The organism is Pantoea vagans (assembly GCF_001506165.1).
Classification (GTDB): Bacteria; Pseudomonadota; Gammaproteobacteria; order Enterobacterales; family Enterobacteriaceae; genus Pantoea; species Pantoea vagans_C.
On the sequence record NZ_CP011427.1, the window covers coordinates 1,359,057 to 1,376,789 of the forward strand.

The 17,733-nt window shown below is 56.0% G+C and carries 16 protein-coding genes; 11 read left to right on the plus strand and 5 right to left on the minus strand.

All coding sequences use genetic code 11. From position 1 onward, the window contains the following. Positions 1-261 precede the first annotated feature (261 nt). Positions 262-1,617 (plus strand): APC family permease, encoded by a 1,356-nt coding sequence (locus LK04_RS06280; RefSeq protein WP_039327876.1) that lies wholly within the window; start codon positions 262-264, stop codon positions 1,615-1,617. Positions 1,618-1,752: 135 nt separating this feature from the next. Here LK04_RS06280 and ygbI read toward each other — a convergent pair whose 3' ends face one another. Next, positions 1,753-2,514, minus strand: coding sequence for a DNA-binding transcriptional repressor YgbI (gene ygbI, locus LK04_RS06285; RefSeq protein ID WP_039327878.1), 762 nt, complete (start codon positions 2,512-2,514; stop codon positions 1,753-1,755). A 303-nt stretch (positions 2,515-2,817) separates the two neighbouring features. Here ygbI and ltnD point away from each other — a divergent pair, with 303 nt between their 5' ends. The 5 genes from ltnD to LK04_RS06310 all read left to right on the plus strand — a co-directional run bounded on the left by ltnD (position 2,818) and on the right by LK04_RS06310 (position 8,003). Then, the gene (ltnD, locus tag LK04_RS06290) at positions 2,818-3,681 is read left to right on the plus strand and encodes an L-threonate dehydrogenase (protein WP_052205893.1); all 864 of its coding nucleotides are present in this window, start codon (positions 2,818-2,820) and stop codon (positions 3,679-3,681) included. A 2-nt stretch (positions 3,682-3,683) separates the two neighbouring features. Next, positions 3,684-4,943, plus strand: a complete 1,260-nt coding sequence (gene otnK / locus LK04_RS06295; protein ID WP_039327882.1) for a 3-oxo-tetronate kinase — start codon at positions 3,684-3,686, stop codon at positions 4,941-4,943. Further along, positions 4,940-5,566 carry an aldolase gene (locus LK04_RS06300; RefSeq protein WP_038646045.1) on the plus strand — a complete coding sequence of 209 codons (627 nt, stop codon included), beginning with the start codon at positions 4,940-4,942 and terminating at the stop codon, positions 5,564-5,566. Before otnK ends, LK04_RS06300 begins: the two co-directional genes overlap by 4 nt. Then, positions 5,566-6,345 (plus strand): HPr family phosphocarrier protein, encoded by a 780-nt coding sequence (locus LK04_RS06305; RefSeq protein WP_039327885.1) that lies wholly within the window; start codon positions 5,566-5,568, stop codon positions 6,343-6,345. Before LK04_RS06300 ends, LK04_RS06305 begins: the two co-directional genes overlap by 1 nt. 305 nt (positions 6,346-6,650) lie before the next feature. Further along, the gene (locus tag LK04_RS06310) at positions 6,651-8,003 is read left to right on the plus strand and encodes a GntP family transporter (protein ID WP_039327888.1); all 1,353 of its coding nucleotides are present in this window, start codon (positions 6,651-6,653) and stop codon (positions 8,001-8,003) included. A gap of 140 nt (positions 8,004-8,143) precedes the next feature. On the opposite strand, the gene sbcB is transcribed toward LK04_RS06310, so the two are convergent. Beyond that, positions 8,144-9,565 carry an exodeoxyribonuclease I gene (gene sbcB / locus LK04_RS06315; RefSeq protein ID WP_039327890.1) on the minus strand — a complete coding sequence of 474 codons (1,422 nt, stop codon included), beginning with the start codon at positions 9,563-9,565 and terminating at the stop codon, positions 8,144-8,146. Between the two features lie 202 nt (positions 9,566-9,767). On the opposite strand from sbcB, the gene dacD reads away from it, so the two are divergent. The 4 genes from dacD to tmaR all read left to right on the plus strand — a co-directional run bounded on the left by dacD (position 9,768) and on the right by tmaR (position 13,188). Further along, positions 9,768-10,934 carry a serine-type D-Ala-D-Ala carboxypeptidase DacD gene (dacD, locus tag LK04_RS06320; protein ID WP_197063295.1) on the plus strand — a complete coding sequence of 389 codons (1,167 nt, stop codon included), beginning with the start codon at positions 9,768-9,770 and terminating at the stop codon, positions 10,932-10,934. An 89-nt stretch (positions 10,935-11,023) separates the two neighbouring features. After that, the gene (locus LK04_RS06325; RefSeq protein ID WP_039327911.1) at positions 11,024-11,488 is read left to right on the plus strand and encodes a GyrI-like domain-containing protein; all 465 of its coding nucleotides are present in this window, start codon (positions 11,024-11,026) and stop codon (positions 11,486-11,488) included. Between the two features lie 159 nt (positions 11,489-11,647). Next, positions 11,648-12,706: an FUSC family protein gene (locus LK04_RS06330; protein ID WP_039327893.1), complete on the plus strand. Its 1,059-nt coding sequence runs from the start codon at positions 11,648-11,650 to the stop codon at positions 12,704-12,706. Between the two features lie 161 nt (positions 12,707-12,867). After that, positions 12,868-13,188 carry a PTS system regulator TmaR gene (tmaR, locus tag LK04_RS06335; RefSeq protein ID WP_034824689.1) on the plus strand — a complete coding sequence of 107 codons (321 nt, stop codon included), beginning with the start codon at positions 12,868-12,870 and terminating at the stop codon, positions 13,186-13,188. A 17-nt stretch (positions 13,189-13,205) separates the two neighbouring features. Here the strand turns inward: tmaR and LK04_RS06340 are convergent, their stop codons facing one another. Beyond that, positions 13,206-14,273: a LacI family DNA-binding transcriptional regulator gene (locus LK04_RS06340; protein WP_039327895.1), complete on the minus strand. Its 1,068-nt coding sequence runs from the start codon at positions 14,271-14,273 to the stop codon at positions 13,206-13,208. Between the two features lie 99 nt (positions 14,274-14,372). Between LK04_RS06340 and LK04_RS06345 the strand changes: the two genes are divergently transcribed. After that, entirely contained in the window at positions 14,373-15,140 is a 768-nt protein-coding gene (locus LK04_RS06345) for a YdcF family protein (RefSeq protein WP_039327897.1), read from the plus strand. A 74-nt stretch (positions 15,141-15,214) separates the two neighbouring features. On the opposite strand, the gene LK04_RS06350 is transcribed toward LK04_RS06345, so the two are convergent. Then, a complete protein-coding gene (locus LK04_RS06350; protein WP_039327899.1) occupies positions 15,215-16,129 on the minus strand; it encodes a ketopantoate reductase family protein in 915 nt (304 codons plus the stop codon). 72 nt (positions 16,130-16,201) lie between these two features. Continuing rightward, entirely contained in the window at positions 16,202-17,731 is a 1,530-nt protein-coding gene (locus LK04_RS06355) for an aldehyde dehydrogenase (NADP(+)) (RefSeq protein ID WP_039327901.1), read from the minus strand. Positions 17,732-17,733 lie beyond the last annotated feature (2 nt).

Sequence of the window (17,733 nt, forward strand, 5' to 3'; positions counted from 1 at the left end):
TCGGTTATTTTTTTGTAGGAAGAAGTACCCACACACATTACCGAGGCCGGACACGCATCCGGATAGATAGATACTGACAACACGCTTGGGCGTGAGATTTGAGGAAAACAAAGATGGGGCTGTTTACAATTGCACCAGCGCAGGCTGGTTCTCGCTTTCGTGATGATTACGGCGCGGCGACAATCGCAAACACTAATATCACTTCTCACTGCAGCACGTTGCGCAGTATCCCGCAGATCACCTCTGTTGGGGGCCTGAACAATGTCGCTTAACACCTCTGCACCACAGCGTGCACACCTGAAAAAATCCCTGACCTTGATCCCTGTGGTCATGATGGGCCTGGCGTATATGCAGCCAATGACCCTGTTCGATACTTTCGGTATCGTGTCTGGATTGACCGACGGCCACGTCGCCACCGCTTATGCTTTCGCGCTGATCGCGATACTGTTTACTGCCGTGAGCTACGGCAAGCTGGTACGCCGCTTCCCATCTGCGGGCTCCGCTTACACCTATGCTCAGAAGGCTATCAGTCCGCACGTCGGCTTTATGGTGGGCTGGTCATCACTGCTGGACTATCTGTTCATGCCGATGATCAACATCCTGCTGGCGAAAAGCTACTTTGAGACGCTGGTGCCAGGTATTCCGTCGTGGATTTTCGTGGTGTTGCTGGTGGCCTTTATGACCATCTCCAACCTGCGTGGTATCAAAACCGTGGCCAACTTCAACAGCGTGATCGTGGTGCTGCAAGTGGTGGTGATGGTAGTGATTACCGGTATGGTGATCTACGGTGTGGCAAGTGGTGTTGGCGCAGGTACACTGACCAGCAGCAAGCCTTTCTGGTCTGAGAATGCCCATGTGGTGCCGATGATTACCGGTGCGACAATCCTGTGCTTCTCGTTCCTTGGCTTTGATGGTATCAGCTCATTGTCAGAAGAGACCAAAGATGCAGAACGTACCATCCCACGCGCGATTTTCCTGACTGCGCTGATTGGTGGTGTGATCTTTATCGGGGTGTCTTACTTCCTGCAGCTGTACTTCCCGGACATCTCTCGTTTCCAGAATCCGGATTCATCACAGCCTGAAATCATGCTGTTTGTCGCAGGTAAAGCCCTGCAAATCGGCATCCTGATCTTCTCTGTGGTGACGGTACTGGCATCTGGTATGGCGGCACACGCCGGCGTTTCACGTCTGATGTACGTGATGGGCCGTGATGGTGTCTTTCCGCAGCGTTTCTTTGGCTTTGTGCATCCGAAATACCGCACACCGTCACTGAACGTGCTGTTGGTAGGTGCGGTGGCGTTGCTGGCAATCAACTTCGACCTGGTCACCGCGACGGCGCTGATTAACTTCGGTGCGCTGGTGGCGTTCACCTTTGTGAACCTGTCGGTCATTGCCCAGTTCTGGATCCGTGAGAAGCGTAACAAGACGCTGAAAGATCACCTCAACTATCTGGTGTTGCCTGTGATGGGCGCGCTGACAGTGGGTGCGTTGTGGATTAACCTGGAAGAGACCTCAATGGTGCTCGGCCTGGTGTGGGCAGCCGTCGGGATTATTTACCTGGCGTTTGTAACGCGCACCTTCCGCAATCCAGTACCGCAGTTCAGCGAAGAAGTGTAATTACCTTTTCCCTCACCCTAACCCTCTCCCGCTTGCGGGAGAGGGGACTGCTCGCAGAAGTCGTTAAATTCTGAGCGGTTTTCTCCCTCACCCTGTGGGAGAGGGCCGGGGTGAGGGCATCAGGCCGCAGTAGAATTACCCCGCCAGCACCAATTCCCAACTTCCCGCACTCAGCTCCTCTCGCCCCGATTTACTCAATTCCGTATCCGTAATCAAAGTATCGAAGCGCTCCAGCGGCAAAGCCAGATGCGTGGCAATCTTGTTGTACTTGGAACTGTCGCTCAACAGCACCCGCTTGCTGCTGACATCACTGGCAGCCAGCTTCACCGGCACCTTGTCTTCGTCTGGAGTAAATAAACCGCGCGGCCCCCAGCAAGAGGCGGAGATAAAGGCAATATCAATCGCCAGCATCCGCAAGCTGCGCGCCGCCGCTTCACCCACGCTGGAGCGGTTTTCACGACACACCGTACCGCCAGTGTGAATCAGCTTGCAGCCGCTGCTCTCCATCAGCAACCGGGCGATGACAAAATCATTGGTCACCACCAGTAAGTCATCACGCTCCACCAGCTCTCGCGCCAGCGCTAAGGTGGTGGTGCCGGCATCAAGATAGATACAGCTATTACGTGGAATGTGGCGGGCAGCAAACTGACCAATCGCCATTTTTTCACTGCTGTACATATTGGTTTTCGCCAGATGCGACGGTTCCGCCGCCAGGCGATCGGCTGAACGCACGCCGCCGGAAACCGATAACACCGCACCCTGGTCTTCCAGCTTCTGCACATCGCGACGAATCGTCATGTGCGAAACCCCCAAACGCTCGGTCAGTTCGGCAATACTCACCACGCCGCGTTCAGCGACCAGCGCTAAAATCTGTTGATGACGCTCTACCGGAATCACATCGCTCTCCCTGATTTATCATTTTTTCACATTGTAGAGCATCGATTCACAGCCTGCAGCACATTTATCTTTGCGAAATATCTGCTTTTTTCCCGCTGTAGAGCGCCTCAGCGGTACAGACTTGGTTTGTGAAACGATGTTATCTCCTGTGCAGGTAAGTTAATTTTTGTGATTTACAGCACGTTTCTCAGCCAGTAACTGCGGCAGAATTAACACCAATGAACAAATTATCACTTAAATTAACAACGGAGGTGTGCTGTGTCAGCAACCGTGAATAACATCGGCGTGATTGGTTTGGGTTCCATGGGCATGGGCGCGGCGCAGTCCTGTATCCGCGCAGGCCTGAACACCTGGGGCGTTGATTTGAACCCTAAAGCGCTTGAAACGCTGCGCCAGGCCGGTGCTCGTGACGCACAGACCTCTGCTGCGGGTTTTGCACAAGAGTTAGATGCTGTGCTGCTGCTGGTGGTGAATGCGGCGCAGGTTAAAGCGATTCTGTTCGGCGAAACCGGTCTGGCCGCGCAGCTTAAGCCGGGCACGGTAGTGATGGTCTCTTCCACCATCTCTTCACAGGATGCGCAAGCCATCGAACAGCAACTGGCGCAACACCAGTTACTGATGCTGGATGCGCCGGTATCTGGCGGTGCGGCGAAAGCTGCCGTAGGCGAGATGACGGTGATGGCGTCGGGCAGCGATGAAGCCTTTGCCTTGCTGAAACCAGTGCTGGATGCCGTCGCGGCAAAAGTGTATCGCGTGGGCAGTGAAATTGGCCTGGGTTCAACCGTGAAAATCATCCACCAACTGTTGGCTGGCGTGCACATCGCTGTCGGGGCCGAAGCGATGGCGCTCGCCGCTCGCGCTGGTATCCCGCTGGATACCATGTACGACGTGGTGACCAATGCTGCAGGTAACTCGTGGATGTTTGAGAACCGCATGCGTCACGTGGTAGACGGTGATTACTCACCGAAATCCGCGGTTGATATCTTCGTAAAAGATCTCAACCTCGTGGCGGATACCGCTAAATCGCTGCACTTCCCGCTGCCACTGGCTTCGACCGCGCTCAACATGTTTACCGAAGCCAGCAATGCCGGTTACGGTCGTGAAGATGACAGCGCCGTGATCAAGATTTTCAGCGGTATCACGCTGCCAGAGTCAAAGGAGAAGTAACCATGCGTTTAGGCGTGATTGCAGACGACTTTACCGGTGCAACCGATATTGCCAGTTTCCTGGTACAGAACGGTCTGCCGACGATTCAGTTCAACGGCGTGCCGGAAAGCCATGATGACCTGAGCGCGCAGGCGATTGTGATCAGCCTGAAGTCACGTTCGTGCCCGCCACAGCAGGCGATTGATCAGTCGCTGGCCGCGCTGGCCTGGTTGCAACAGCAGGGCTGTGACCGTTTCTATTTCAAGTATTGCTCCACCTTTGACAGCACCGAGCACGGCAATATTGGCCCGGTGACCGATGCGTTGCTGGCGGCGCTGGGCGAAACGCAAACGGTGATCTCCCCGTCGCTGCCGGTTAACGGTCGTACGGTGTATCAGGGCTACCTGTTCGTTGCCGATCAACTGCTGTCTGAATCAGGCATGCGCCACCATCCGGTGACACCGATGACCGACAGCAACCTGGTGCGCTTAATGACGCGTCAGGCTAAAGGTCAGGCCGCAGTGATCAACGCGGTGCAGCTGGATAAGGGTGCCGCAGCGGTGCGCGAACAGCTTGCCGTACTGAAAGAGCAGGGCATCAACTATGTGGTGCTGGATGCGCTCAACGAGCAGCATTTGCTGACGCAGGGCGAAGCGTTGAAAGAGACCGTGCTGGTGACCGGCGGTTCTGGTCTGGCGATAGGTATCGCGCGGGCATGGGCTACGCAGCAGCAGAACAGTGATGCTGAACAAGCAGGGCGTCCACAGGGTGAACGCGCGGTGGTGATTTCCGGGTCTTGCTCGCAGATGACCAACCGCCAGGTGCAAGCCTATCGCCAGCAGGCCCCTTCTCACGAAGTGCTGGTGGAACGTTGCCTTGATGATGCTGAAGGCTATGCGCAGGAGTTGTGTGACTGGGTCGCCGCTCATCAGCAGCAGGCGCTGGCACCGCTGCTGTTTGCCACCGCAGACGCTCAGCTGTTGCAGGCGATTCAGCAGCAGTATGGCGCAGCGCGCAGCAGTGAAGCGGTGGAGCAGCTGTTTGCCGCCGTCACGCGTGAGCTGAAATCACGTGGCTGGCAGCGCTTTATCGTGGCCGGTGGCGAGACCTCTGGTGTGGTCGCGCAAAGCCTTGGTGTCACCGCTTTCCACATCGGGCCGATGATCTCCCCAGGCGTGCCGTGGGTGCGTGACATCCATCAGCCGCTGTCACTGGCGCTGAAATCCGGCAACTTTGGTGACGAACAGTTCTTCGCCCGCGCACAAACGGAGTTTTCCTCATGACCGAACAACAAGCACGCGAAGAGATGGTGCAACTGGGCGCATCCTTCTTCCAGCGCGGTTACGCTACCGGCTCGGCAGGTAACCTGTCGTTGCTGTTGGAAGATGGCAACCTGCTGGCCACGCCAACCGGCTCCTGCCTGGGGGAATTGCAGGCCGACCGTTTGTCAAAAGTCACTATGCAGGGCGAGTGGATCTCGGGTGATAAGCCTTCGAAAGAAGTCGCGTTTCATCGGGCGCTGTATCTGAACAATCCCGCCTGTAAAGCGGTGGTGCACCTGCACAGCCATTATCTGACGGCGCTGTCGTGCCTGAACGATCTGGATAGCGAGAATTGCATTCGCCCGTTCACGCCCTATGTGGTGATGCGCGTGGGTGATGTGCCGGTGGTGCCGTATTACAAACCGGGTGACGATCGTCTGGCGGAAGATTTGGCGCAGCTCGCACCACGTTACAACGCCTTCCTGCTGGCCAATCACGGTCCGGTGGTGGTGGGTAAATCGCTGCGTGAAGCAGCCAATAATACTGAAGAGCTGGAAGAGACCGCGCGTCTGATGTTCACGCTCGGCGACCGCTCCATTCGTTATCTCACCGATAGCGAAGTCGCGGAATTGAGGAATTACTGATGCCAAAGTTTGCTGCCAATTTATCGACCCAGTTTGGCGAACTGCCATTTATCGAACGCTTTGCCGCTGCGGCCAACGCCGGTTTCCGCGCCGTTGAGTTCCTGTTCCCGTACGACTATCCCGCTGAGGTGATTAAAGCCGAGCTGGAGAAACATCAGCTGGAGTTGGTGCTGTTCAACACCGCGGCCGGTAATGTGCAGGCCGGTGAGTGGGGCGTGTCTGCCATTCCGGGCCGTGAAGCGGAAGCTCGCGCTGATATCGATCGCGCGCTGGAATATGCCATTGCCCTGAATTGCCCGCAAGTGCATGTGATGGCAGCCACAGTGCCAAACGGTGCCGACCAGGCGGTGTACGAAGAGACGTTTGTGCGCAACATGCATTACGCCTCAGAGTGCTTTGCACCGCATGGCATTCGTTTGCTGCTGGAAGCACTGAATCCGGTGACCAAACCGAATTACCTCTATTCCAGCCAGTATCAGACGCTGGCGATGATGGAGCGAATTGACCGTCCAAATGTGTTCACGCAGTTGGACCTGTTCCACGCGCAGCTGGTGGACGGCAATCTCAGCCACCTGATCCGTGAATACGCCGGACGCTATCGTCACATCCAGATCGCATCCGCGCCACATCGTCATGAGCCGGATGAGGGCGAGATCAACTATCCGTACCTGTTCAACCTGTTGGATGAGGTTGGTTACGACGGCTGGGTTGGTTGCGAATACTTCCCACGCGGTCGTACCGAAGCGGGACTCGGCTGGTTCGCCCCTTACGCCAAATAACCTTTGTTGTACCGCTCAGCACAGTGCTTTTGCGCCCTGTGTTGAGTGAAGTCTTACCTGAATTTGTAAAACACTAAAAAAACATACCCAAGGCTCCCCTAAATAATTCGAGCTGCAGGACAAAAGCGTCGAAGGACGCTTTTGAACAGCGCTTGCGCTGGCCCGCAGGGTGAGGCCATAGGCCGAATCATGCGGCAAGTGGGCGAATCCCCAGGAGCTTACATAAGTAAGTGACTGGGGTGAATCCACGCAGCCAACGCACCTGCGGCTTGAAGTATGACGGGGAATAGAATTAGAGGTTTATCATGTCTACCGCGTTGCTGCTTGCTATCGCTACGGCCAGCATAGTCATATTGCTGCTGCTGGTGATTAAAGCCAAAGTTCATCCGTTTGTTGCTTTACTGATTGTCAGTCTTATCGTTGCCATCAGTACCGGGATCCCGGCTGATAAAATCATGGAAACCATCTTTAGCGGCATGGGCAACCTGCTGGGGCATATCACCATCATCATCGTGCTGGGGGCGATGCTGGGCGCAGTGATTGAAGCCTCGGGCGGTGCCGAATCATTGGCACAGCGCTTCAGTAAGACGCTCGGTATCAAACGTACCGTTGCAGCACTGACCATGGCAGCGTTTATCCTCGGTATTCCGGTGTTCTTTGAAGTCGGCTTTATTATTGTGATCCCGCTGATCTACGGCTTCACTAAGGTGGCACGCGTCTCACCGTTGAAGTTTGGTCTGCCAATGGCGGGTGTGATGCTGACGGTGCATGTGGCGTTGCCAACGCATCCGGGTGCTGCCGCCGCCGCCGGTATTCTGCATACCGATATGGGCTGGTTGATGATGTTGGGTATCCTGATCTCCATTCCAGTGGGTGTGGTGGGTTACTACGTCGCCAAAGCCATGAACCTGCGCCAGTATCACCTTTCGGTGGATGTACTGGAGCAGTTGCAGTTAGCGAAACCCGAAGGCACGGTAAAGAGCGAAGTGCCACCACCGGGCGCACTGACCATTGCGGGTCTGATTGTGGTGCCGATTGTGTTGATCGTACTGGGAACCCTGGCGCACTCGGTGTTAGCAGAAGGTAGCGTTCTCCGTTCAGTGATGACGGTGATTGGTAATCCGCCGATTGCCCTGTTAATCGCGCTGGCGCTGGCGGCCTGGTTACTCGGCATACGTCGCGGCTGGAGCAAAGAGAAGCTGGAAGATCTGACTGGCCGTGCGATCCCAAGTTCTGCCAGCGTAATTCTGGTGGCGGGTGCGGGCGGTGCTTTCGGTAAAGTGCTGGTGGAGTCTGGCGTGGGTAAAGCGCTGGCGGTGACGCTGGAAACTTTGCATCTGCCACTGGTGCCAGCGGCGTTTATCCTGTCACTGGCGCTGCGAGCGTCACAGGGCTCTGCCACGGTGGCGATTCTGACCACCAGCGGCCTGTTAAGCCAGGCGGTGGGCGATGTGACCGACATGCAGCGCGTGCTGGTGACATTAGCAGCATGCTTCGGTGGCCTGGGCTTGTCACACGTTAATGATGCCGGTTTCTGGGTGGTGACGCGCTATCTGGGTCTGTCAGTGGCTGATGGCCTTAAGACCTGGACCGTGCTGACCACGCTGATGGGCCTGAGCGGTTTTGCCCTGACGTGGATGGTGTGGGGCTTGATTTAAATAAGCAGCTAAAGGCCCCCATCCTAACCCTCTCCCACATGCGGGAGAGGGGACCGCCCGCAGAAGTCGTTAAATTCTGTGCGGTTTTCTCCCTCTCCCTGTGGGAGAGGGCCGGGGTGAGGGCATCAGACTGCTAATGATTAAGACACCAGTTCCTGCGCATACAAATACAACGCTTTCAGCTGTGCCATCTTCTCCGCGTTATCCTCATGCAAACTCGCTAACGACTCCAGCTCCAGCAAAAACGCCTGCACGCGCTCGGCATTCAGCGCTTCACGGCGGTGCTGTAACCAGCGCTGCTGCTCTTGATCATCCAGGGTGCCAGGAAAGTTGCGCGCGCGGTAACGGAACAGCAGTTTGGCGATGCGTTTATCGTCAAAGGCCAAATCCAGGGCCGGTAAATTCTGGGGGGGCGTCTGGCGCACAATGTTCATATTGGCGCGATCGGCATCGCTAAAGAAGCCATCATACAATTGCGCATCAACATCATCGGAAGGCTTAAACGGCTCCGCGTCGGCAAACAACGTGACCGCTTTCTCACGCACTTCGGCATGTTGACGCAGCAGCGCAAGGTTCGCCAGGCAACGCTGACGATCGATATTCAGCCGCTCGGCATCTTCAGGGCGCAAGGTATTGGCAGGCGCAAGCACCGGGCACTTATTGATGTGCACCAGTTTGATCGGCACAGCTGCCCGGTCACCCAGTTCACTCTGTTTGGTGTAGAGACGCTCACGCAGTTCATCTGCATTCAGCTCCAGCAGTGGCGACATATCTCCCGCCAAATCCACCACGATCAGCGCATTACGATTATCCGGATGCCATGCCACGGGCACCACCCAACTGGTGTTGCCGCGCGCCGCACCGAACATGCCTGAAACATGCACCAGCGGCTTCATCTGTGGGATATCAATCAGGTTCATCAGTTTCTGTTTATTGCGATGGGTAAACAGAAACTCAAATAGCTTCGGCTGCTTCTCTTTGACCAGTTTGGCCATCGCCAGTGTGGCGTAGACATCGGACATCGCATCGTGCGCTTGCTCATGCGCCACACCGTTTGCCTTGGTGAGGTGCTCCAGCTTAAAGCTGGGGAAACCGTCATCATTCTCCGGCCAGACAATGCCGTCAGGACGCAGGGCATAGCAGGCACGCATCACATCCAGCAGATCCCAACGTGAGTTGCCGTTTTGCCAGCTCCAGCCGTAGGGATCAAAAAAGTTGCGATAGAAGATGTTGCGCGTGACTTCATCATCAAAGCGCACGTTGTTGTAACCAATCACACAGGTTTGTGGCTCGGTAAACAGCCCGTGAATACGCTCAGCAAAGGCCGTTTCCGTCACGCCGCGCGCTTTGGCGACCTGCGGTGTGATACCGGTGATCATTACCGCTTCCGGTTGTGGCAGGTAGTCATCGGCGGGCTGGCAATAAAACACCTGCGGTTCACCTACCGCATTGAAATCTTTATCGGTACGCAGCCCGGCAAACTGCGCGGGGCGGTCCAGTGAGGGACTTTTACCGAAGGTCTCGTAATCATGGAACAAGAAGGTGAACTCAGAGGCGGGCACGGCGGTATCCTGGCAGTGGAAAATCAACGCACAGAATAGTCGTGTGCCGGGGCCAGCACAACCTTGTTTGCCATTGCTGCGGAAGGGCGCGCAGCATTTGTCCGCAGTTCATACTTTTTTTCAATTTATTCAAATATCAAAGCGCTAATTGCCGTAAAACGTGCGGCGGTAAATTCATTTTTTTGATTTCGAGGAAGAAGTGTTGAAAAGGCGTCTGTTGGTAACTGTATCTGGAATGATTGTTTGGGCATCGCTGGCACAGGCTGACGACAGCATGCCATTCCCTCTGACGCCTCCGCCGATTGATGCGGCTTCATGGGTGTTAATGGACGCCACAACGGGCCAAATCCTCACGGCGGGCAATCCCGATGAAGAGCGTAATCCGGCGAGCCTCACCAAACTGATGACCGGTTACGTGGTCGATCGTGCGGTCGATCAGAAAAAAATCACCCGTGATGATGTGGTCACCGTGGGTAAAGATGCCTGGGCGGCGGGAAATCCGGTGTTCAAGGGTTCTTCACTGATGTTCCTTAAGCCCGGCGATAAAGTCACCGTTCGCGATTTGATGCGCGGTGTGATCATCGATTCCGGCAACGATGCTTGCGTGGCGTTGGCAGATTACGTCGCAGGCAGTCAGGACAGCTTCGTCAATATGATGAACAACTATGTCCAGAAGCTCGGCCTGACGCACACCCATTTTGAAACCGTGCACGGTCTGGATGCGCCGGGTCAGCACACCACCGCGCGTGATTTGGCGGTGCTGTCACGTGCGATCATCAACGGCGAGCAAGATTTCTACGCCATGTACGCAGAGAAAACCCTGAGCTGGAACGGCATTACCCAGAACAACCGTAACGGTTTGTTGTGGGATCAAAACCTTCACGTAGATGGCATGAAAACAGGCCATACTGAAACAGCAGGTTTTAACATCATCGCGTCAAACATTGTCGGCCGTCATCGTCTGATTGCGGTGATCATGGGCGGCAAGAGCTCAAAAGGGCGCGAAGAGCAGGCACGCAAACTGCTGGTGTGGGGCCAGAACAACTTTGACACCGTGCAGCTGTTCCATGCCGGTAAGAAAATCGGCACCGAGAATGTCTGGTACGGCAACCCACATAAAGTGGATGTCGGCACCACCGAGGATATCTACCTGTCGCTGCCGCGCACTGAAGTCTCTAACGTGATGGCGAAATACGTTATCGAACGTAAAGACCTGGAAGCACCGCTGAAAGCGGGTGAGCAGGTGGGTGAAATTCAGGTGATGGACAAAGATAAACAGCTGGCAAGCTATCCGCTGTACGCATTACAAGCGGTGGACAAAGCGGGCATCATCACGCGCATCAGCGACTACGTGAAACAGAAACTGTAATCCGCAGCGGGTTTCAGAGCCGCTCCTGTCGCCGGAAAGGTTCAGGAGTGGCACTCTCTGGCTTTCTGCTGCTGACCGGAGGCAAAAGTATGAAAGCATCAATTGTCGAGCGTAAGCCACAAAGCTGGCTGGGCTACCATCTGCAAGGGCCTTGGCAAGAGACCGTACCACACGGATTCAACCAGTTAAAAAGCTGGGTGGAGCAGCATGGTATGACCGGTGAATGGCTGGCTATCTATTACGGCAATCCTGAAGTGTTACCCCCTGAAGAGCTGCGCGTCGAAACGGTCATCACGGCCCCTACCGATGCGGTCCCCTCGTATGGCGATGATATTGAGCAGGGGCTGTTGCCCGGCGGCCACTATTTTCATGCCCGCATGGAGGTGGTGAACAACGATTTCTTCACCGCCTGGCACAGTTTATTCGATCACCTAAAGGCGCAGGACGGCTGGCAAGTCGATAACCGTCCATGCTTCGAACACTACCTTTCTGATGGGGCCGACAGCGGCGACTGGCTGGTGGATATGTACATACCCGTGCGTGCAGCCGACTAATATCTCCGGCGCGTTACATCTATGTTTAGATGTAGAAAATTAGATGTAACGCACTTGTTGATTCGTAAAAAAAGAGCGGAAAAAGTGCTGTGCAGCACTCAATGTTCGTGTCGTGCCAGGGTAACATAGCGCGCAAATTTTTATCGCTCCCGGACCATCATGTTACGTGCTGACAAGCCTATATCGCCGATTGAATTCTGGTTCTATCGCCACTACCGTGCCGTGCATGGCGTGCGCATCGCTATTGCCTTTGTGCTCTGTTTTCTGTTTGTTCGACTGACGGATATCCCTGAAGGCACCTGGCCGCTGATTACACTGGTGGTGGTGATGGGGCCGATCTCCACTTGGGGGAATGTCTTCCCGCGCGTCATTCAGCGTATCAGCGGCACCTTTGCCGGTCTGGCATCGGGCCTGATTGCGCTCAAGTTAGAGTTGTTATCGCTGCCGATGATGCTCTCATGGTGCTTTGTGGTGATGATCATCTGCGGCTATCTGACGCTGGGGAAACACCCCTATATGGCGCTGCTGATCGGTATCACACTGGGCGTGGTGGTGGGTGCTCCCGCCGGAGATTTTACCGTGGCACTGTGGCGCGGCGGGGATGTGATTCTGGGTTCGGTGATGGCGTTGCTGTTCAGCGCAATTCTGGCGCAGCGGGCTTTTACCCACTGGCGCATTCAGCTGTCTGATTCGTTTCTGGCGATGGCCAAGCTGCATCACACCGGGTTCTCCGCCAACCTGTTGGAAAAACCGCGTTTAAACAAGCCGTTTCAGAAGCAGTTAACCAGCGTGATCAAGATGCGCTCGCTGCTGGAGCCGGCCAGTAAAGAGACGCGCATTCCAAAATCGGTGTTTGAAGCCATACAGACCATTAACCGTAATATGGTTAACACCATGCAGATGCAAATTGATGCGTGGTGGTCATCGCGTGAGAGTCACTTACTGCTGCTCAATGCCCCGGCACTGCGCCGCAGCCAGAAAATGACGGAAGACACGCTCAACGCGCTGGCGACCTTGATGGTAAAAGGGGAGACGGAGCAGGTGATCGCCAATAGCCATCAACTGGAAGAGATCACCCAAGAGCTGGAGCAGTTGATTGCCAACCGCAGCGGGCGGCTGGAGACCACGGCCATCTATGGCTATGTGTGGCTGAGTCTGGAACAGGCGCGTCAGTTGGAGCGGATGACAGACCTGGTACGACTGGCATTGCGCAAATAGTTTTCTCAGGCAATGACTTAATGTGAATCACCCTTTCTTTGCGCTAAGATAAGTGCCAGTCCGAAATTAGCTGTGAAAATTGCGAACCAGGCTAGCAAGCCGCTAAGCTGTAGCTCATGACTATTCCGCCTGCCGCGGCAGGCTCAAAGAAAGGTGCCAACATGGAAAATGCCAAGCAATCATTTCAGGACGTACTGGAGTTTGTGCGTATGTTTCGTCGTAAAAACAAACTGCAGCGCGAAATCGTGGATAACGAGAAGAAAGTCCGTGATAACCAGAAACGTGTGTTGCTGCTGGACAACCTGAGCGAGTACATCAAACCCGGCATGAGCGTAGAAGCGATTCAGGAAATCATTGCATCTATGCGCGTGGACTATGAAGACCGCGTTGATGAATACATCATCAAAAACGCGGACTTGTCTAAAGAGCGCCGCGAGCTGTCGAAGAAACTGAAAGCGATGGGCGAACCAAAACCGCAATAAATTTTCAGGGTCGCCGTTTACGGCGACCTTTTTAATTTCCGCGCTAACACCTGCAACTGCTCGGCAATCTCAATCACATCCACACCGGTCTGCATCGGCGACGCTGTCGTCTCACGCAATACCAGTTCGGTCTCCAGCGCTATCGCCTGTTGTGCATCACCATCCAGTTCTGCCAGTAAACGATCGACACTCACGGCCCCTAACTGCTGCAAATCCTGCCGTACCGTGGTGAGCGGCGGCTGATACCAGGCGCTCTCGGCAGTATCGTCGTAGCCGATGATCGACATCTCGGCTGGAATGTTCACCCCATGCTGATGCAGGGCGCGCATCGCCCCCAGCGCCATTTGATCGTTGGCAACCAGCAGCGCTTGCGGTAAGCGATCCGGCAATAGCTGCAACAGTGCCTGATAGCCTGAGGCCGCACTCCAGTCGCCGTAAAGTACACAGCTTGCTTCCAGCTGATGTGACGCCAGCGCCTGCTGCCAGGCCTGGAAGCGCGCACGAGCGGACGCTGAGCGGGTAGGGCCGTTCAGCACGCCAATCTGTTGATGGCCGAGTGCAACAAGATGTTCCACCGCCTGCTGCGCCCCTAAATCGCTTTGATACTGGCACTGCGCCACAGCAGCATGCTGTTCGACATCGAGAAACAGCGTGGGTTTGCTGCCGCACTGCTGCTGCACCTGAGCAGCCTGCGCGGCATCCAGCGGTAGGTTAATCAACAGGGCGTCCACGCGCTGGGCCAGCAGTTCATTCACCGTATCCTGGGCGCTTCCCGTTGCGTTCGCCATGGCAATCACCAGATGGTATCCGCGCGCGGCGGCACGTTGCTGAATGGCGGAAGCAATCTGCGCAGGTGCCATCAGCGCCAGATCGCTGGTGGCCAACCCGATGGTGCGGGTGGCTTTGCCCGCCAGCTGTTGCGCCACACGGTTCGGCACATAGTTGAGCTGCTGCATCGCCGCCTCGACCTTGGCGCGCGTGCGCGGCGAGACCTGCACGGAATGGTTAAGCACACGGGAAACGGTCTGATAAGAAACCCCCGCCAGTTGAGCGACATCATCGAGGGTAACGGAACGCGCAGTCATAAACTCTCCTGAATCTGATAGCGGCGAGTGTAGCAAATTTTTCTCTGCTGTCGCGGAGTTAAGCCGCTACACTGCCAAGGTTAACGCGAGGAGAATGCGATGCAGCTCAATGACCAACAGATTCAGGACATCAATACGCTGGCGGCCTGGCTGGCGCTCGACCACATGCCCGTGGACGGTACGCTGGAGGTCGATCTGGCGATTCTTGCCGGTCATGCGGTCCTGCCCAATGTCGAGGGCGTGATTGCGCTGGCGAAAAAGTATCAATTACCGCTGCTGATCAGCGGCGGTATCGGTCACTCCACCACGCTGCTGGCGCAGATGATCGCCAGCCATCCGCTTTACCGACAGATCGCTACCCAAGGCAAAAGTGAAGCCGAACTGCTGGGTGAGATGGCGCAGATTTTTGCTGCACTGCCAGACGATCAACTGCTGCTGGAAACCGCCTCACGTAACTGCGGAGAGAATGCAGCCTTCAGCCAAAAATTGCTGGATGAGCAAGACTGGCAGCCGCAGCACGTATTGCTGGTGCAGGACCCCTTGATGCAGCGCCGAACCTGGGAAACGTTCCGCTACCAGTGGCGCGACCGCGCCGACGCACCAGAATTTATTAGCTGGCCGGTGTTTACCCCACAGGTGATGATGGATGCAGGCATGTTGCGCATCATTGGTGCACCACCGCAGGGGTTGTGGTCAATGGAGCGTTTTCTCTCATTACTGATGGGGGAAATTCAACGTCTACGCGATGACGAAAACGGCTACGGTCCGCGCGGCAAAGGATTCCTTGGACACGTCGATATCCCCGAAGAGGTGGAAGCAGGTTGGCAGCGGTTGATGCAGCTGCCGGGTGTGCAAACGCGCCTCTGAGCACCAGGTCACCATTAATGGTGACCCTACAAATGTTGTAGGGTGCGCATTTATGCGCACCAGGCTCAACACACCTACGCGCGGTTCTGCAAATACACCTGCAAGTTCACATACACCGCATTCAGCAAAGGCGTTACGACGCCACTGCGTGCGCCGCGCACCAACAGATCGCCAATCACCTGATCCGCCTCAATTTCATAACCTTGCGTCAGATCGCGATACATGGAGGAGGTCATCGCCACCTGTGGGTTATTCAGCGTCTCATAAATCTTCGCGGTCACCGCTGGGCGCGCCTGATAGCCATCAGCGCTGATCACCGACAGCACTTCGGCGAAGATACCCTGTAACAGCGCTTCACCGCCGTGTGAACGCAGCACCTGCTGGGTATTACCGCGCGCAATACAGCACACCGCACCCAGCGTGCTCAGCAGCAGCCACTTCTCCCAAAGCTCGCTGATGATGTTATCGGCAAACACGGTATCGAACTGCGCCACCTTCAGCGTCTCATCCAGGCGTTGCAGGCGCGCATCATTCTGCCCATCGAGTGCGCCATAGTAGAGAATATGCAGCGGCGTCATCTGCACCACCTCGCCCTGATCGCCCAGCGTGGCGTTGATCTTGCACAGCCCGCCAATCACCTTGTCGCCAAATCGCGCACGCAGCGTATCGATATGGCGCATGCCATTGAGAATCGGCATGATCAGCGTCTCTGGCCCGACAGACGAGGCGATATCTTCGATCGCCTGCTCCAGACCAAAGCTTTTCACCGTCAGGATAATCAGGTCGAACTGACCCTCAAGTTTACCGGTTAGCGCCAGCTGTGGCTGAAGCACTTCCGTGCCACCCGGCGTTTTCAGCACCAGGCCCGTTTGCTGCAGTTGCTGAAAACGGCGCTCGCGCACCAGAAAAGTCACATCACGTCCTGCTTGCGCCAGACGTGCACCGAAATACCCGCCGGTGGCACCGGCGCCGACAACCAGAATGCGCATGGTTAGATTTCCCGTTGAGAGTGAAACCCTTACCATAAATCGCAGCGGCGAGGGTTTCCAGCCATCAAATGTTTAATTTTGCACAGATTGCGGCAGCAGCGCGTTGGGCAGGTCTTGATAACAGACCGGGCGCAGGAAGCGTTGAATCGCCGTGGCACCGACCGAGGTAGTACGGCTATCACTGGTTGCGGGGAAGGGGCCGCCATGCACCATGGCATAACCCACGTCCACGCCGGTTGGGAAACCATTCGCGAGAATGCGTCCAGCGCGTTGCTCCAGCAGCGGCAGCAAGCTGGCAGCCAGCCTCTGATCTTGCTGTTCCAAATGTAGCGTAATAGTGAGTTGCCCCTGCAGTGCCTGCAGCGCGGCGAACATTTCCTCCTGATCGGCACAGCGCACCAGCAACGATACCGGGCCAAATACCTCATTTTGCATGCGAGGTTCCTGGATAAAATCGCGTGCACTGGCGGTAAACAAATGCGGTTGTCCCTGATTCGGGCCCTGTTTTTCTTGCCCGTTCGCCAGCCGCTCAACACCCGCTAATGCACTCAGCACAGCAGTATGCTGTTCGCAGGCATCAGCGATGGCGGGCGTTAACATCGTCGCGCTGGGTTTTAATCGCAAGGCGTTGCTGGCGTGCTGCACAAAGCGGTCAAAGTCTTCGCCTTCACAGGCCAGCACCACGCCAGGATTGGTGCAGAACTGGCCGCAGCCCAGCGTCAGCGAATCGATAAACCCCTGCGCGAGTTTTTCTGCACGTTGTTGTAATGCGCCGGGCAGCAATAACATCGGGTTGATGCTGCTCATTTCGGCATAGAGCGGAACCGGGCGTGGACGCTGTTGTGCCTGCTGCAATAGCGCCAGGCCACCCTGGCGTGAACCGGTAAAGCCCACGGCACAGATTGCGGGATGTTGTACCAGCGCGCTGCCACTTTGCACTGAAGTGCCGTGCAGCATTGAAAATACGCCTGCTGGCAGTTCAGATTGCAGTACGGCCTGGCTGATGGCTCGTGCCACTAGTTCACTGGTTCCGGGATGTGCCGGATGGGCCTTCACCACCACCGGGCAGCCAGCGGCCAGTGCAGATGCGGTATCGCCACCGGCCACCGAAAACGCCAGCGGGAAATTACTGGCACCGAACACGGCCACCGGCCCCAGGGCAACCTGGCGTTGACGCAGATCAGGGCGAGGCAGGGGCCGGCGATCAGGCAGCGCGGGTTCGATAATGGCCCCCTGAAATGCACCTTGCTCTACCACATCGGCAAACAGATTAAGCTGGCCAATGGTGCGCCCGCGTTCGCCTTCAATGCGGGCGCGCGGTAAGGCTGTTTCCTGCATCGCGCGTTCTATCAGTTCATCACCCAGTGCCGCGATATTTTCGCCAATCTGGCGCAAGAAACGGGCACGCACGGCGAGGTCGCGCTGGCTGTAAGGGATAAAAGCTGCCGCAGCCAATCGGCAGGCCGCGTCGATTTGTTCCTCATCGGCTTCATAGAAGTCCGGGACCAACGCCTGATTTAATGTGGGATCGAAAGCCTTAAAAGCGTGGGCGCCGCCGCGCTGGCGTTGTGTACCAATAAAGAGTACTCCACTGAGCATCATGC

Excerpts from the sequence above, each read along its gene's own strand:
- LK04_RS06355 (WP_039327901.1), bottom strand. The coding sequence starts at position 17,731 with ATGATGCTCAGTGGAGTACTCTTTATTGGTACACAACGCCAGCGCGGC.
- LK04_RS06330 (WP_039327893.1), top strand. The coding sequence starts at position 11,648 with ATGTTACGTGCTGACAAGCCTATATCGCCGATTGAATTCTGGTTCTAT.
- LK04_RS06325 (WP_039327911.1), top strand. The coding sequence starts at position 11,024 with ATGAAAGCATCAATTGTCGAGCGTAAGCCACAAAGCTGGCTGGGCTAC.
- ltnD (WP_052205893.1), top strand. The coding sequence starts at position 2,818 with ATGGGCATGGGCGCGGCGCAGTCCTGTATCCGCGCAGGCCTGAACACC.
- LK04_RS06340 (WP_039327895.1), bottom strand. The coding sequence starts at position 14,273 with ATGACTGCGCGTTCCGTTACCCTCGATGATGTCGCTCAACTGGCGGGG.
- LK04_RS06280 (WP_039327876.1), top strand. The coding sequence starts at position 262 with ATGTCGCTTAACACCTCTGCACCACAGCGTGCACACCTGAAAAAATCC.
- tmaR (WP_034824689.1), top strand. The coding sequence starts at position 12,868 with ATGGAAAATGCCAAGCAATCATTTCAGGACGTACTGGAGTTTGTGCGT.
- otnK (WP_039327882.1), top strand. The coding sequence starts at position 3,684 with ATGCGTTTAGGCGTGATTGCAGACGACTTTACCGGTGCAACCGATATT.
- LK04_RS06350 (WP_039327899.1), bottom strand. The coding sequence starts at position 16,129 with ATGCGCATTCTGGTTGTCGGCGCCGGTGCCACCGGCGGGTATTTCGGT.
- LK04_RS06300 (WP_038646045.1), top strand. The coding sequence starts at position 4,940 with ATGACCGAACAACAAGCACGCGAAGAGATGGTGCAACTGGGCGCATCC.
- LK04_RS06345 (WP_039327897.1), top strand. The coding sequence starts at position 14,373 with ATGCAGCTCAATGACCAACAGATTCAGGACATCAATACGCTGGCGGCC.
- LK04_RS06310 (WP_039327888.1), top strand. The coding sequence starts at position 6,651 with ATGTCTACCGCGTTGCTGCTTGCTATCGCTACGGCCAGCATAGTCATA.
- LK04_RS06305 (WP_039327885.1), top strand. The coding sequence starts at position 5,566 with ATGCCAAAGTTTGCTGCCAATTTATCGACCCAGTTTGGCGAACTGCCA.